The organism is Flavobacterium sp. CFS9, assembly GCF_041154745.1.
GTDB lineage: Bacteria > Bacteroidota > Bacteroidia > Flavobacteriales > Flavobacteriaceae > Flavobacterium.
On the sequence record NZ_AP031573.1, the window covers coordinates 1,543,386 to 1,557,106 of the forward strand.

General features: G+C 36.5%; 18 protein-coding genes. 4 read left to right on the forward strand and 14 right to left on the reverse strand.

The features are described 5' to 3' along the window. The first annotated feature begins 289 nt into the window (after positions 1 to 289). From ACAM30_RS06780 to ACAM30_RS06795, 4 genes are read left to right on the forward strand one after another with little or no spacing between them, the layout of a single operon-like run. Positions 290 to 1,060, forward strand: coding sequence for a DUF3108 domain-containing protein (locus tag ACAM30_RS06780; protein WP_017497442.1), 771 nt, complete (start codon positions 290 to 292; stop codon positions 1,058 to 1,060). Further along, the gene (locus ACAM30_RS06785) at positions 1,060 to 2,001 is read left to right on the forward strand and encodes a tryptophan 2,3-dioxygenase family protein (RefSeq protein WP_369617788.1); all 942 of its coding nucleotides are present in this window, start codon (positions 1,060 to 1,062) and stop codon (positions 1,999 to 2,001) included. Before ACAM30_RS06780 ends, ACAM30_RS06785 begins: the two co-directional genes overlap by 1 nt. Positions 2,002 to 2,023: 22 nt before the next feature. Continuing rightward, positions 2,024 to 3,244, forward strand: a complete 1,221-nt coding sequence (locus ACAM30_RS06790) for a peptidoglycan DD-metalloendopeptidase family protein (RefSeq protein ID WP_369617789.1) — start codon at positions 2,024 to 2,026, stop codon at positions 3,242 to 3,244. Positions 3,245 to 3,277: 33 nt separating this feature from the next. Continuing rightward, positions 3,278 to 3,439 carry a hypothetical protein gene (locus ACAM30_RS06795; RefSeq protein ID WP_369617790.1) on the forward strand — a complete coding sequence of 54 codons (162 nt, stop codon included), beginning with the start codon at positions 3,278 to 3,280 and terminating at the stop codon, positions 3,437 to 3,439. 122 nt (positions 3,440 to 3,561) lie between these two features. Here the strand turns inward: ACAM30_RS06795 and ACAM30_RS06800 are convergent, their stop codons facing one another. The 14 genes from ACAM30_RS06800 to ACAM30_RS06865 all read right to left on the reverse strand — a co-directional run bounded on the left by ACAM30_RS06800 (position 3,562) and on the right by ACAM30_RS06865 (position 13,719). Next, on the reverse strand, positions 3,562 to 5,460 hold the full coding sequence (locus ACAM30_RS06800; protein WP_369617791.1) for a hypothetical protein: 1,899 nt from the start codon (positions 5,458 to 5,460) through the stop codon (positions 3,562 to 3,564). Between the two features lie 2 nt (positions 5,461 to 5,462). After that, positions 5,463 to 6,275, reverse strand: coding sequence for a hypothetical protein (locus tag ACAM30_RS06805; RefSeq protein ID WP_369617792.1), 813 nt, complete (start codon positions 6,273 to 6,275; stop codon positions 5,463 to 5,465). Continuing rightward, positions 6,272 to 6,748 (reverse strand): hypothetical protein, encoded by a 477-nt coding sequence (locus tag ACAM30_RS06810; RefSeq protein ID WP_369617793.1) that lies wholly within the window; start codon positions 6,746 to 6,748, stop codon positions 6,272 to 6,274. The genes ACAM30_RS06805 and ACAM30_RS06810 overlap by 4 nt, the downstream gene beginning before the upstream one ends. Beyond that, entirely contained in the window at positions 6,723 to 7,586 is an 864-nt protein-coding gene (locus tag ACAM30_RS06815) for a nucleotidyltransferase (RefSeq protein WP_369617794.1), read from the reverse strand. Before ACAM30_RS06815 ends, ACAM30_RS06810 begins: the two co-directional genes overlap by 26 nt. Positions 7,587 to 7,589: 3 nt before the next feature. Beyond that, complete coding sequence (locus ACAM30_RS06820; RefSeq protein WP_369617795.1) at positions 7,590 to 7,880, reverse strand: hypothetical protein; 291 nt, start codon at positions 7,878 to 7,880, stop codon at positions 7,590 to 7,592. Continuing rightward, positions 7,870 to 8,211 (reverse strand): hypothetical protein, encoded by a 342-nt coding sequence (locus tag ACAM30_RS06825; RefSeq protein WP_369617796.1) that lies wholly within the window; start codon positions 8,209 to 8,211, stop codon positions 7,870 to 7,872. Before ACAM30_RS06825 ends, ACAM30_RS06820 begins: the two co-directional genes overlap by 11 nt. Before the next feature lie 2 nt (positions 8,212 to 8,213). Then, the gene (locus ACAM30_RS06830; protein WP_369617797.1) at positions 8,214 to 8,423 is read right to left on the reverse strand and encodes a hypothetical protein; all 210 of its coding nucleotides are present in this window, start codon (positions 8,421 to 8,423) and stop codon (positions 8,214 to 8,216) included. 1 nt (position 8,424) lies between these two features. Beyond that, a complete protein-coding gene (locus ACAM30_RS06835) occupies positions 8,425 to 8,931 on the reverse strand; it encodes a hypothetical protein (RefSeq protein WP_369617798.1) in 507 nt (168 codons plus the stop codon). Continuing rightward, entirely contained in the window at positions 8,931 to 9,185 is a 255-nt protein-coding gene (locus ACAM30_RS06840; protein WP_369617799.1) for a hypothetical protein, read from the reverse strand. The genes ACAM30_RS06835 and ACAM30_RS06840 overlap by 1 nt, the downstream gene beginning before the upstream one ends. Next, the gene (locus ACAM30_RS06845; protein WP_369617800.1) at positions 9,182 to 10,153 is read right to left on the reverse strand and encodes a hypothetical protein; all 972 of its coding nucleotides are present in this window, start codon (positions 10,151 to 10,153) and stop codon (positions 9,182 to 9,184) included. The genes ACAM30_RS06840 and ACAM30_RS06845 overlap by 4 nt, the downstream gene beginning before the upstream one ends. Continuing rightward, positions 10,154 to 10,825: a DUF6046 domain-containing protein gene (locus ACAM30_RS06850; RefSeq protein ID WP_369617801.1), complete on the reverse strand. Its 672-nt coding sequence runs from the start codon at positions 10,823 to 10,825 to the stop codon at positions 10,154 to 10,156. It abuts the gene before it with no gap. A gap of 1 nt (position 10,826) precedes the next feature. Then, positions 10,827 to 12,803, reverse strand: a complete 1,977-nt coding sequence (locus tag ACAM30_RS06855; RefSeq protein ID WP_369617802.1) for a phage tail tape measure protein — start codon at positions 12,801 to 12,803, stop codon at positions 10,827 to 10,829. A 157-nt stretch (positions 12,804 to 12,960) separates the two neighbouring features. Beyond that, positions 12,961 to 13,260 (reverse strand): hypothetical protein, encoded by a 300-nt coding sequence (locus tag ACAM30_RS06860; protein WP_369617803.1) that lies wholly within the window; start codon positions 13,258 to 13,260, stop codon positions 12,961 to 12,963. Positions 13,261 to 13,305: 45 nt separating this feature from the next. Further along, on the reverse strand, positions 13,306 to 13,719 hold the full coding sequence (locus tag ACAM30_RS06865; RefSeq protein WP_369617804.1) for a hypothetical protein: 414 nt from the start codon (positions 13,717 to 13,719) through the stop codon (positions 13,306 to 13,308). Positions 13,720 to 13,721: the final 2 nt, after the last annotated feature.

The window sequence follows — 13,721 nt, forward strand, 5'->3', positions numbered from 1 at the left end:
TTTTACATTATGCAAAAAAATTCTCTGTAAAACGATGGTTTTTATGCAAATGTTATGTTAAACTCACTTTTTAACATTTATTTTTTGAACTTTGTATCTATCTTTGCACTCGCAAATCAGGAAGGGGTGGTTTCCTTCCGAATTGATATAAATTTCATAATTTATAGTTTTTTGGTTAGTTAATAGCATAAAAACTCCGTCATTCCTTGACGGAGTTTTTTTGTTTTGATACATTTGGAATAAAATTTGCATTTATATACCTTTAATAGTGAAATGTAAAAAATGTACTATGAAAAAAATAGTCCTGCTCATATTAGTTCTTACGACCTTAGGTTTTGACACTCAAAAAGAAGATGCTTTCGACACCGGAGAATATTTCAAATTCAGAATTCATTACGGAATTATAAACGCCGGTTACGCTACTCTCGAAATTAAAGACGCGACAATCAACAATAAAAAAGTATTTCATGCCGTAGGAAAAGGATATACAACCGGAATGTCGAAATTTTTCTTTAAAGTAGAAGATCTTTATGAAAGTTATTTTGACAAGCAAAACGGAGATCCTTATCGCTACGTTCGAAAAATAAACGAAGGAGGTTACACCAAAAATCAGGAAGGCTTTTTCGACCAGTCTGAGAAAAAAGTTTTAGTAAAAGATTATAAGCGCAAAACAGAAAAAACAATCGTAATTACAGACAATGTTCAGGATATCATCTCTTCCTTTTATTATTTGAGAAACCATCCAAACATTGACAAACTCAAATCAGGCGAAGCCATCACCATTGATATGTTTTTTGATGATGAAATCACAAAATTTAAGTTAAAATATGTAGGCCGACAGGATATTACAACTAAATTTGGCACCGTTTCTTCCATGGTTTTCAAACCACTGGTGCAAACGGGGAGGGTTTTCAAAGAGAAAGAAAGCGTAACCCTTTGGATTACAGACGACGAAAACAAAGTTCCGATACGCATAAAAGCAGATTTGGCTGTTGGATCACTTAAAGCCGACCTTGACGAATATAAAGGATTAAAAAATCCATTTAAAGCAAAAAAATAATGAACCCTACTGATCATTCAGAATCAATTTTAAAAGAAATTGACCTTAAATTCCAAGCCATAAATCAAAAAACTGATGTACATTTAGAAGGATTACTTTGGTCAAAACCTATCACCTACTGGGACTACATTCAAACCGATGCCCTGTTAAGTTTGCAAACCCAACGCACTACGCTTCCTGATGAGATGGTTTTCATCATGTACCATCAGGTAAACGAATTGATCTTTAAAATGATTTTGTGGGAAATTGACCAAATCGCTGACACACAAAACATTCAGGTTGCCTTTTTCAGTGAAAGATTATCAAGAATCACACGATACTTTGACATGCTGACCAATTCGTTTAGCATCATGGAAAACGGAATGGAAGTTGATCAATACATGAAATTCAGAAATACACTTACTCCTGCCAGTGGCTTTCAAAGTGCACAATATCGATTAATCGAATTTGCATCAACCGATGTGATCAATTTAACCGATCGTAGATACAAACCAAACTTTGACGAAAATACTCCGTTAGAAACCAGTTTCGAACATTTATATTGGCAGGCTGCGGGAAAAGACTACCAAACCGGAGAAAAATCATATTTGCTTCAGGAATTTGAAAACAAGTATAAAGATCAGTTCTTAAGACAAATGTCAACTTTTAAATCAAAAAACATCTGGCAGAAATTTACTCAGCTACCTTTAGATGACCAACAAAATCAAGAATTAATTGATGCAATGCGTCATTATGACAAAACGGTAAACATCACCTGGGTAATGCAGCATCTGAACACTGCAAGAAAATACATACTGGAAAGCGGAAAAGGAAACGGAGAAGCTACCGGAGGAAGTGACTGGCAAAAATATATGCACCCAAAATACCAAAGACGCATCTTTTTTCCTAAATTGTGGACCGAAGAAGAATTGTCCAATTGGGGAAATGAAACAACCAATTAATTTCCTAAAAAAATTTAAAAGTTTGAAAAAAGCATTCGTAATCATAATCGTTTTATTCTCAATATTTTCATGCAATAAAACTGCCGAAAAAGTTGAAACTAAAATCTCTAAGCCAAAAACTAAAAAAGTAGAATTTGGTTTTAATTACGCTGATTTCAATGTTATTCACGATACTATTAAAAAAGGAGATTCCTTTGGATCCATCATTCAGAGTCAGAATATTGGAGACAAAAAAGTCTATGATGTTGTAGAACAGATTAAAGATTCTTTTAATGTAAGAACCATTCGCTACAACAAACCTTATACGATACTTCGTTCAAAAAACAAAACAAACAAGTTACAGGTTTTTATATATCAGCCGGACCCGCTGACTTATTATGTCATAGATTTAAGAGACAGCATTGCAAAAGCCAGCAAAAAAATAAAACCTGTCACTTTAAAACGTAAAATTATCGGAGGAGTTCTAAAAAGCTCATTATCCGAAACTCTGGGTAACGAAAGCGTGGAAGCCGCTCTTGCCAGCAGAATTACCAAAGTTTTTTCATGGTCGATTGACTTCTTCAAACTAAAAAAGGGAGATCGTTATGGATTAATTTTCACGGAACGTTTTATTAACGGCAAAACCTACGATGGCGTTGAAGATCTCGAAGCAGCCTTCTTTGAATATAAAGGAAAAATCATTTATGCCTTCCCATTTGAAAAAGATACCACTTCAGGAAAGATAGAATACTATGACGATCAGGGAAAAACGTTGAAAAACTTTTTCTTAAAAACCCCGATTAAATTCAGCCGAATCACTTCGAGATTTACTGCGAACCGCTTCCACCCGGTACAACATACCTGGAAAGCTCATAAAGGAACGGATTATGCCGCCCCAACCGGAACACCAATTTCAACAACTGCTTCGGGAGTTGTAGAAGCAACAGGATACACCGCTGGAAACGGAAACTTTGTAAAAGTAAAACACAACGGAACTTATTCTACTCAATATTTACACATGTCCCGAATTTTAGTTCGACGCGGTCAGCGTGTGACACAGGGACAAACCATTGGATTAGTTGGCAGCACCGGTCTTGCGACAGGGCCTCACGTTTGCTATCGTTTCTGGAAAAATGGCGTTCAGGTAGATGCTTTAAGACTTAACTTACCAACAGGAGAATCTCTAACCGGAAATTACAAAACGCGTTTCTTTCAGCAAATTGAACCTTTGAAAAGAGAACTGGACAGTATTGGGAATCTATAAAAATCTGTTTTTATCCTTAATATAGAAACAAACATGAAAAATAAACGCATTAAAGATATTCTTGATGAAACTTTTTCAGATTTAAAACTATTCTACAGAGACACCACTTTAGACGATAATTTACTTGCCGTTTATCAGGTTGGACAAGTATTAAAAGAAAAAGACTTTACGGACATGTCCTTTATTGGTATATAATCGCAAAAATGAAATGTACCGTTTTTTTATATAAAATGTACATTTTCTGAGCAAAAACACAAAAGCCTGCACGAATAACGTACAGGCTTTTTGTTACTGTTTAAACACTATTTAACCAACGTTTAAATTATGAAGTTCTGAACTCCGTTAGATTTTACATTGATTTTATCATATTGCGCTGCTAAAACTTGCGTGTTTGATGCGTTTATCAATTGGCTTCCGTTTCCTTTCACCGTTACACTATTTGCCGAAGCGTCAGTTTTGATAACTGTCACTTCGTAACCGTTGCTGCTCAAAGCTGTAGGCAGCGTAATTGTAAACGCTGCGGTAGTCGCATCTGCGAAAATCAACAGGCAGTTGTTGTTTGGAAAATCATTTAACACAATTGTGTAGTCTGCCGTTTTGGTCAAATAGTTATTTTTCTTTGCATTTAAGTTCAGACCAGACTTATCAATGTTGTTATTGATTGAGCCATACGAGCCGTTTCCATTATTAAAAGCAGAATCAGCAAGTAAGATAGTCTTATCTGTAAAATTGTTGTACTTAACCTTTAACAGTTGTACCGGAGCTGCTGTATCAAAGCTACTTTTTTCACCATTTAAAAAAACATATCCATCTGCTGAAACTGTGTTATCATCTGTAACCGATGTCGCGAGGGCTACACTTTCCTCAGTTGCTAAGGTTTGGCAATCCAATCTAACCAACGATTTACCGTATATTGTTGTTATTAGTAATTTATTGTTAAATATTCCTATCCAGTGTGGTACAGCGAATGAACCACCACCAACTATAGTATTAATCGTTATACCGGTGCGTTCTCTCTTAATATTCCCCTGTAGATCATAAACTCTTACTGAGATATTAGTAGCATTCTGAAAAAATGGTATGTACAACTCGTCGTTATATATCAGAAAAGGAATGCCCGGAGCGGTTCTGTAACTTGTACTTGAAGTTTGAGAAAATACCTGGCGATAACGTGTCAAATCATCCGAAATCTCAATAAATTTTGATGGTTGATAATAGGCGGTTGCCACTAAAATGTAAAGTTTATCTTTATAACCAACAATGTCAGTAGTAAGACCGTCAAACTCTGCTGTTGCAGGCATGGTAAGCGTTCTAACATCTGTAAAGTCGTAAGGATTTATTTTTGTTATTTTGGTCACCGTTGTAATTGTTGCTGCGTAGAGAAATCCGTTGTGACATATTAATCCGTGAATTTGTCCGGAAAGTTCAATAGCGTTCGATTTCTCCCATACAAGTATATTATCTCTTAACCTACAGTTCACTAAACGCATTATAAAAGTTGTCAAGCTACCATCGGGTGAATAGTTTCCAACAATAAACAAATCATTACCATTTCGAACTATTTCGTTTGTGTTTACGATAGTTGTTGTTGGAAGAACCGACTGCAAATCTACTTCCCGAAACTGATCAGAAAAATATAAAAGTTTAGAACTTGCAATTAAAGTGGTGACATAAAACCCTTCAGGAATTGGTCGCGCCTCTAAATCCAACAAACGATTATTTATCATTTTTCCCATTTCAGCCGTCAACGCTTTCAATGTACCACCTGTAACCAAGTCATTGACTAATAAAGTATCAATATTTGCCTGTATAGACTTAATGTAATCAACGATTTCCTGTAACTGATCCAAATTGACATCATCGGAAGAAAGTAGGTTATTAATGGCGTTTATTTGCCCTTGAATGCTACTTGTAGCATCAAGGTAGTTTTCCGCTTTAAATACTGCCAGTAACGCGTTTACACTCTCATTGAAATTCGAAATTGTACTGCTGAGCTGTGTACCGGTATGTGATGCTCTATCCTTTGCTTGTACTAAACTATTTTGAACCCAATCAAAATCTGCCTTATCATCCAGTATCTCCTGTAAATTCTCGATTTTATTAGCCGGAATCTTTTCTTCTTTCCACCATATAGAATCGAAAAACTGGTAGAACTGCGATTCTGTTGGTTTTAAACCGGTCTTAAACCATTGTTTTACTGTTTCTTTAAGTGCCATTTTTATAAAGGTATTAATGCATAATGGAGCCACAATTTTTGAAATCTTCCCCCTGCTTGTTCGGTAAGTACCAGTTTAAAAGAAGTTCTGGTATGTTCTCGCGTTTGAAAGTAAACATTAGCGTCCTGAGTAAAGTCGCTATTAGTTCCGACTAAACCGCCACTTACTATATAGTCAGCGGTACCAACATCAGAAAAGGTCACAGTCAGCAAATCTTCATCAAAAACATCACCAATGTCATACTTATCTTTGTGCAAAAAGGGATTCGAAATATTTGGTTTATTCTTGATAAAACTATTACTGCCATTGTTTGCCTCGTTCCAATCCGCTTGTACATTTTTTTGAGCCCCCGTTTCAATGGTTGCCATTTTTGTTGCAACAATGGCGAAAGCATTAGCCAAAGAATCAAATGCAGTCTGATCTGCTTTTCCTGCAAGTCCTGCTACAATATCTTTAGTTGGAAAGCCTGGCTTAAAGTCTGACCAATTCATCGCGTCAATGCCTGTTCCAAAAGTCACATAACGAGTTTTAACAGCAGGGTAAGAGTTGTTGTTTTTATAAATTAAGTTGGTCGTTTCTTCTTTAATAATCACTTTTGTTTGCGCCAAACCTCCGCGAAATTCGTACACTTCACCGTTAACATAAACTACCCCATTACTTACATCAGAACCGCTAACAGTACAACCTGAGATAATGGTTTTATCTCCAACAATATTTCCAAGTGCGTTGAAAATAGTATAAGCCGTTTGCATTCTGTCAAGTGATGCCTGATTTAAGGGATAACCATTGATAAGGGTAAAATCTTGCTTATTCATATTGTTTGTATTTTATAGAGTTTTCCGGCAAGTTTGTAAAACTCCAAAGTTGCTTTAATCTCATTTATTTTGTTCATTAAATCATTTGGGACATACACTACAAAGTCGACTATTTCCCCACCTTCTGTGAAATCTAAGTCGAGATACATCGTGTCCAGATAATAGTCTAAATTTTCTTCGGGTTGATAGATATAGTTCAAATTTGGTTCCGGAACTTCGTCTATATAAATACGTCTCAACTCAGAATCACATCTATCATTTAGTGCGCCTCTTAAATAACATCTCTGACCGTTGTAGCTAAGCTTTTTTAAGTTATCCTCTCGTATCCTTGACCACTTGTAATGCAGGCTTGCAATTGGAGTGATTAACGATCGCACATAACCAAACAAAACAGGCTTTCGTAAGAATGTTGGCAATAGCAACAAAATGAGTTTATCCCAATCTACCTTATACCACATAAGTAATATTATCAAAATTTAGAATTTTAAAGTATCCACTGTCAGGAACAATTTTAACCGTGATTGGTTGTGCGGGTTGATAAGTACCTGAACCAATATCGTATATTTGACTTTGTGCATTGAAAATATCCGGGATTTTTACGCCGTCAACTGCTTTAATTTTAGTTTCCAAATCAAACAAAACCAATTCCCCATTAAAAGGAAGTTCCTTCATATACTGAAGTATTGCTTCCTGAACTGGATAATTACCGTATAAAATGCTCATTCCTGTACTGTCTAAAACAAGGGGATCACAAAAAACTTTCATATTCAGTAGTAAAATATCTGCCGGATTATTAATCACGATGTATTTAACACCACAATCTGCAATCTCACGTACGTAAGCATCAAATGCCTGTTTTTGTGGCGGAGTAATTGGGGCTAATAGATCATTGCTTTCCGATGCTATTTTAATCAATAACTGACCGCCATTTTGGGTAACTGCGCTATACTTAATAATTTTTGAGGCTTCGATCTGTTCATCTGTAAAACCATTGTTGTCATATTTATCAGTATCAGTAATCAAATCAAAACCATACTGAAATGATAAAGCTTTTGTTCGATACCAGGAAGCGCGGTGGGGCATTTTGGTTTCAATTATTTCGAGCACTTCAACAACATTCTGATCAAACATTTTTTCGTGCAACTCAACCATTAAAGCAACAATTTCGAAAATAATATTCTCCAAACTCACAAGGGAGAACTCAGCTTCAAAAGATGTTCCTGGTGTGAAACCGTAAATACTCGATAAAGTTGAATTTGCCATAAAAGACATGGTCATTTCCGCTTTAATTTGTGATTTTGTTCGTGCCATTACTTATCTTACTATAAATGTTTTTTCAATCACCATTGCCCCAATGCCATCGTCTATGATTATTACTTCGAAATCTTTTTCTGTTACCATAGTAGCACATCTGTTTTTATTGTTAAACAAATCAGTGATTACTTTTAACTGTTTACCCGGATATTTTAGAGTATCACCAATTTTCAAGTTATCAGTTATTGATAAATTGTTTTCTAAGGACATTTCAAAAATATTGTCGATTGTACCTGTCATTTCAACTGTTTTATCCAGTAAACTTTGACCTTGATAAATACTACTTTCCATATTCAGCTTCAATTTTAAAAGGTTTGTTTTCAAAAAGATCAAGCTTTGTCACAATAAGATTGTCTTTTTTTAGATGTTCTCTGATTCGATGTCTAAAAACCAGATAATCTTCACTTAGAGCAATATCCTGAATACCCACACCAAGATCAGGTCTGAATTTCAACTCTCCCTGATGCGACATAAGCATTATTGCGATATTTTGCTCCAAAGTTTTACCGGTTACCAGACCGCGAACAATTTTGTTGTCTGTATTTCGAACAGGAACTATTTTTAAATCCATTACAGTTCCCTGGTCATTATTATCAATTAACTGAATGCCTCGATCTTTCATGATTAACTTATACCTCCGGTTCCGGTTCCAGTCTGAGCGAGTGCCGTACCCGTTGTTGAAACTGTAACTGTCACCGTTCCTGATTTAACAAATGTTTCAATTTCATCACTTAGACGGGTTGCAAACTCATCAATTGAATTTTCTTCTTTTGAAAGCATGTCGGTCATTAATGCTTTAATTGCTGTTTTTAATCCTGCTTTGTTTAATGCCATTTTAATTGCTGTTTAAAAGGGTTTTAAATTTGTTGTCCAATTCAATTAGTTTACCTTTTGTTGTTGGAGATATACTGCCGCTTCCGGCAGGTGTAACAATGATCGCGTTTTGAATTTCACTGATCAGAGAAGAAACCAATTTGCCTAAACTTTCACTACCATTTTTTAAAGTCAATTTCCCTTCAGTGGCATCAATTTTAAATTCAAAATTTCCTTTTTTGTATAACATGCTGTCAAAGTGATCAGCTTTCATTACAATGAGTCCTGAAAGCTCACCTGTTTGACTGATCAGTACTACAAACGAACCAATTTGAGGAACCATTAGAAAAACATCTTCACTCTCATTTATTGTCGCACATAGCCGTACATCATCAATAACAAGTCCGCTGTCCAACTTCACCGTACATGTTGTATTCTCAACTGATACTACTTCAGCAGTAAAAGGCAGATTTTGATTAACGCCTAAAGCATCACGTAACGCCTGTTTTATTTGTGCCGGTTTGTCCATTACTCTTCAGATTCTTGCAATAACTGTTTTGAGTTATCAGTCATGTACTTTGAAACATTTTTGTATGCTTCAGAAGTTGATTTGTTATCAAATCCACGAAATTTAACTCGTGCCGGATAAGCCGAAACTATTTTCTCTTTTTCTTCTTCAGAAACATTTATCACAATTGCCCATCCGAAAATGTGTAGAAACTGATTTACTAGTAATAGCAAACCTGTTTTTCTAAATTCTTCCCAAGTTTTTTCTGTTATCATACACTTAGTTTTACTCCTAACTTTACTGTTCTTTTAAAACCGCTTTCATTGATTGAGGTTGTAACGCCTACTGCGTAATATTTTCCGTCCTTTTCCGGGTAATCTTCGTCTTTTATTTTAACTGAATATGTTGGTTGTACAAATGGAATTGCCCAACCGTCAATACTTCCCTCGTACATATCTGCTGAACGTCTTATAAGCTCAGCATTTGCTATTTTCTTTAAATCAGCAGTACTGACAGAACCTACTTTTAAGGTGATCTTATCACCTCCGGTGGTACCAGTTGTATAACTTTCAATCTTCCCGGAAAGGTTTGTTTTCTCAACAGTAACCTCGACCTTTCGATCGATAGCCTTTTTATAGTCCAGGGCACTATTTTCAATGTTGCGTTGCATTGAGTAAATTGCTTCACCTCCTTTTTCAATATAGGGTGGGTGTATGTGCAGTTCTTTCTTTTCTGTATTGAAATAGATGTTTGCTTTTGTTTCTTCAGCAAGCTTTTTCAAAACATCGTATGCCGTTGCCTGGTGAATGGTAAATTTTTCATAGGTAATGTCATAATCACACATTAGTTTGTACGATGGATCAATCTGATCAATTAAAAGCTGCGCGAGCTTTGGCAGGGAGGTAGGTTTTAAAACGACATCCTTGACCGTTTTTCTAAATAGAAAAAGAGCATCTTCACAATTGATTTTTAAAGAATTGTCTTTGTTGGTAACATCTTCAACATATCCCACAAATTCAGTTCTTAAATCATCGTCATATCCTGCTTTTATGATTACTTCAGAACCGCGTTTCACCTCATTTCCAATATTGAATACCTGGTTCATGAAAGCTTCAGGAAGCGTGATAACTGCTTTGTCACTTAAATTATCAACACTACATTCAATGTCAATTGATTCGACTGTCTGAAGAGAATAAACTTTACCCTCTGTTTTAAATCTGATATTCCAATTAATCAAATACATTTAAAAATCTTCCGGTATTAAAAGTTCATAAGAATAATCACTAGTTAATTTTAACTCATAGGCTTGAACATTTTCGCCTTTGGTAAATGGAAAACTATAATCATCAACAACAATTTTATTAATACCTAACAACTCCAATGGATGACATGAAATGTGAATTTCTTTCGCATACTTTAAAAATTCAAACAATTTTACAAACTGCTCTCTTGGAAAGCAATCTTCCGGTTTTCCCTGCATAATGCTACCAATGAGTACCCCAGTTACTGTAATTTCAAAGTCTTTTCTGTTCCAACGTTCTTTTATTGTTCCGATCAGCTTGTCTCCCTGTTTGGCAACATTTCGTTTTATAATATTGTTTCCTGAACTGATATTAATCATCGGTTCATACGGGAAAAGCCATCTTTGACCATTTTCAGTGAATGAAAAACTTAGGGGAAAAAACTGCTTTTGTTCCTCAACACCATCATTAACTGTCCAGTTGCCTTCTGCATTTATTGCGTGTCCTGGCTTAATGGAAACGTTATTTGGATTATTCTTTACCGGGACAAAAGGAATAACCGGAAGAACCTTACTAGCTAAATCATTATTAATGATATTGGTGTTCTGAAGTAGGTTAACTGCGCGGCTTCCCATTAAAGACGCAAATAGTAAATCTTGATTGTCTAAAGTCATATTATCCTGTGGCACTTGCGGCCATTGCTAATGTTCTTAATATTTCATCGGCTACACCTTCGCCTGATTGTTTTGCCGTATCTTTTCCTCCGCTCACCGTATCGGCTTTAAGTCCAATTAACTGCTCAACTTTTATAGTGATGTAATTGTGCTTAGTTCCTCCGGTGGCAACCGCTTCATTATTCTTTTTCATGCTTTCACCTCCCTGACCGGTATTCTGACCACCTCCCAAGTTAGCTCCCGGAATACCTGGACTTGAAATACCGCCTTCTTCTTCCTCCTTGGGCTTCTTTTTCCACTTTACCGAATCAAAGGCAGCTTTAAATTCTCCTGCGGCCTGCTTTGTAGTGTTGTATGCTTTTTTGTAGCCATCAGCAATTGATTTTTTTCGGGCTTCAACCTGAGCGTTTAACTGCGAAATCTGAGCGTTATTTTCTGCCTTGTTTCCTAATCCAACGGCATTTTTAAATTTGTACCAGGCTATTTGTATTTTGTTGATCCCAATCATAAAACCGTTGATCATCAGATTAAAATTTGCCTTAATGGTTTGTATGTAGGCCAGAAACAATAATTTTGCTCCATTGATGGTATGTTTCCAGGCTTTTCCCCAACCTTCTGTTTTAGAGACCACCAACGCAATCACAGCAATTAAAGCAATAACACCCGCAACAATCAATACAATTGGGTTCATGGCCATAACAGCATTGAAAGCTGTTTGTACAGCAGTCCAGGCTGTAGTTGCTCCGGTCATAATTGTAGTCCATAGTGCCTGCAACTTTGTGGCACTAGTCACTACTGATAGAACTTTGCCGGCTCCTGAAATCAGCGGCATTAGATTAGCAAAATCTTGTGCAGTCGTGCCTACTACATTGGCATAACCTAACCAACCGTTTGTGCCGTTAAACAACGAAATTTTAAAATCGTCGATTTGTGCCTGAAGTCTCTTGTTTTTTTCCAGTGGGCTTTCCATTATAATGGCAGCCTGTTCATAAGCAACATTTGTTCCGGTTACGGCGGTTGTCAATCGCTCTGCCTCAGTAATATTGGAGATCATTGCAATTGCGGCATTACTATTTTCCTTTCCGAATAATTTTGTAACCAATGCCTGGTCATTCATTATATTTCTTAAAGGTTTAATTCTATCAGCAAGCGAAAGAGAATTGTTTGTTAAGGTATTAATGTTTACACCTGCTGCCTTTAATTCTGCTTTTACATCTTTTGGTAAAAATCTTCCTTGTGCCAAAGTTGCCATTACGTTTCTAAGTGCAACACCGCCCTCAGCGCCTTTTTTACCGTTTTTATCCAACACCTGAATCCACGCGTTTGTTTCTTCAAAAGATACATTCGCTGTTTTGGCTGCCAATCCGGATTGCTCTAAAGCTTGCGCAATTTGTGGAAGCTCGGCAGAACCTTCTTTGGCCGAAGCTGCCATCACATTGTTCATTTTACCCATTTCCTTAGCGGCCTTTATTGGGTCTTCAAGGGAAACCTGGTACTGATTCATAGCAGTTGTAAGAACGTTTGTAGCGGCTACGGCATCACCTCCCATAAGTTTAGAAGTGACAGAAGTCTCTTTACCCATTGCTTTTAAAGCCTTTGGAACTTTACCAATTTCAGGAGATAATTGTGATAGAATTAATTTGTATGATTCTGCGGATTCGGCAGCATCACCCCCAAAAGTTTTAGCATTTTGACGGGCATAACCTTCTATTTCTTTTAGTTTTGCTCCGGCCACTCCCGTAATAGCCTGTAAATCGTACATGCTCGTGCTCAGCTTCATTCCTGGTTCATTGAAGCTGGTAATTCCAGCCGCAGCGGAATTCACGTTATTAATGAAGGATTCCAGTGTTATGGAATTGAGTTTCTTTTGAATTTTATCAACTTCCTTTTGAACTTTATTCGAAAAGCTAGTAAATCGGGCAGCGGCCTTATCAACATTACTGTTGATTTGAATCATGTAGCTTAAAGTGTTGCTCATTGTAATTGATTGTATTCAGATTTTCGGATGTAAATTAGTTCGGCGTATCTTGATGCCCATTCATGATCTGTCAAGTCATCAGGATTAAGACCCATATAGTATCTTAATTGGGCGTTCGCTATTCTGAGCCAGTCATTTTTGTCGACTGCTAATGACTCTACAACTTTTCCAACTCAAACTCTTCAAAGGAGCAGATTGTATCGAGCTGCGGACAAATACCTAAAAACAAAGTATCGTTAGTTTTTATTTCTTCGTCACCAAATAGCCAACATGAGTTTAAAATGTGTTCGTTGAATTTTAACGGATCAGTTGTTCCTACTGTTGAAGCGTAGCTTAATTCTTGACGTGTTGGTTTACGCAAGTAGCATATTTTATCTGCCGCTTTGCTTTTAAGTCCATATACATAAATATGTTCTTTCTTCCATTCGGATATTTGTTCTGGTGTAGCTGTTTTCATTTATTTTTTGTGTTTTAAAACAACACTCCCGAAGGAGTGTTCTAATTAAGATTGCTTTTTGATTGCCAGGGCTATAAACGGAATTGTGACCTCCATAAATTTGTCACCCTGCTTCAATTCTTTTGGGGCTTCAGTAAAAGAAATACCAACGATTCTGTCGGTTATCATAGCACTTCCGGTAGAGGGATCACCGTAAGAAACAACACCATCAAGATTCAACCCCAAAATAGATCCGTTGCCGGCTTTCTCGAGTGCGATTACTTCTGATTGTAAAATTGTGATCTCACCCTCTACAGTTACATTTCCAGTCTGGATGCTGTGCGCATTTCGACCTTTACCAAAAATGGCTTCTTTCTCTGCCTTTTCGGTATATTTAATACCGCGAAAACCTGTGATATCGCGGCCACCTAAAACGAGCGTTAAGTCTGCCCATTCGTATTCTCTCGATGTGAAACTCATAA

What these genes read in the sequence shown, in the direction of transcription:
- ACAM30_RS06780 (WP_017497442.1), top strand. Translation starts at nt 290, where the DNA reads ATGAAAAAAATAGTCCTGCTCATATTAGTTCTTACGACCTTAGGTTTT.
- ACAM30_RS06785 (WP_369617788.1), top strand. Translation starts at nt 1,060, where the DNA reads ATGAACCCTACTGATCATTCAGAATCAATTTTAAAAGAAATTGACCTT.
- ACAM30_RS06795 (WP_369617790.1), top strand. Translation starts at nt 3,278, where the DNA reads ATGAAAAATAAACGCATTAAAGATATTCTTGATGAAACTTTTTCAGAT.
- ACAM30_RS06800 (WP_369617791.1), bottom strand. Translation starts at nt 5,460, where the DNA reads ATGGCACTTAAAGAAACAGTAAAACAATGGTTTAAGACCGGTTTAAAA.
- ACAM30_RS06805 (WP_369617792.1), bottom strand. Translation starts at nt 6,275, where the DNA reads ATGAATAAGCAAGATTTTACCCTTATCAATGGTTATCCCTTAAATCAG.
- ACAM30_RS06815 (WP_369617794.1), bottom strand. Translation starts at nt 7,586, where the DNA reads ATGGCACGAACAAAATCACAAATTAAAGCGGAAATGACCATGTCTTTT.
- ACAM30_RS06820 (WP_369617795.1), bottom strand. Translation starts at nt 7,880, where the DNA reads ATGGAAAGTAGTATTTATCAAGGTCAAAGTTTACTGGATAAAACAGTT.
- ACAM30_RS06825 (WP_369617796.1), bottom strand. Translation starts at nt 8,211, where the DNA reads ATGAAAGATCGAGGCATTCAGTTAATTGATAATAATGACCAGGGAACT.
- ACAM30_RS06830 (WP_369617797.1), bottom strand. Translation starts at nt 8,423, where the DNA reads ATGGCATTAAACAAAGCAGGATTAAAAACAGCAATTAAAGCATTAATG.
- ACAM30_RS06835 (WP_369617798.1), bottom strand. Translation starts at nt 8,931, where the DNA reads ATGGACAAACCGGCACAAATAAAACAGGCGTTACGTGATGCTTTAGGC.
- ACAM30_RS06840 (WP_369617799.1), bottom strand. Translation starts at nt 9,185, where the DNA reads ATGATAACAGAAAAAACTTGGGAAGAATTTAGAAAAACAGGTTTGCTA.
- ACAM30_RS06845 (WP_369617800.1), bottom strand. Translation starts at nt 10,153, where the DNA reads ATGTATTTGATTAATTGGAATATCAGATTTAAAACAGAGGGTAAAGTT.
- ACAM30_RS06850 (WP_369617801.1), bottom strand. Translation starts at nt 10,825, where the DNA reads ATGACTTTAGACAATCAAGATTTACTATTTGCGTCTTTAATGGGAAGC.
- ACAM30_RS06855 (WP_369617802.1), bottom strand. Translation starts at nt 12,803, where the DNA reads ATGAGCAACACTTTAAGCTACATGATTCAAATCAACAGTAATGTTGAT.
- ACAM30_RS06860 (WP_369617803.1), bottom strand. Translation starts at nt 13,260, where the DNA reads ATGAAAACAGCTACACCAGAACAAATATCCGAATGGAAGAAAGAACAT.
- ACAM30_RS06865 (WP_369617804.1), bottom strand. Translation starts at nt 13,719, where the DNA reads ATGAGTTTCACATCGAGAGAATACGAATGGGCAGACTTAACGCTCGTT.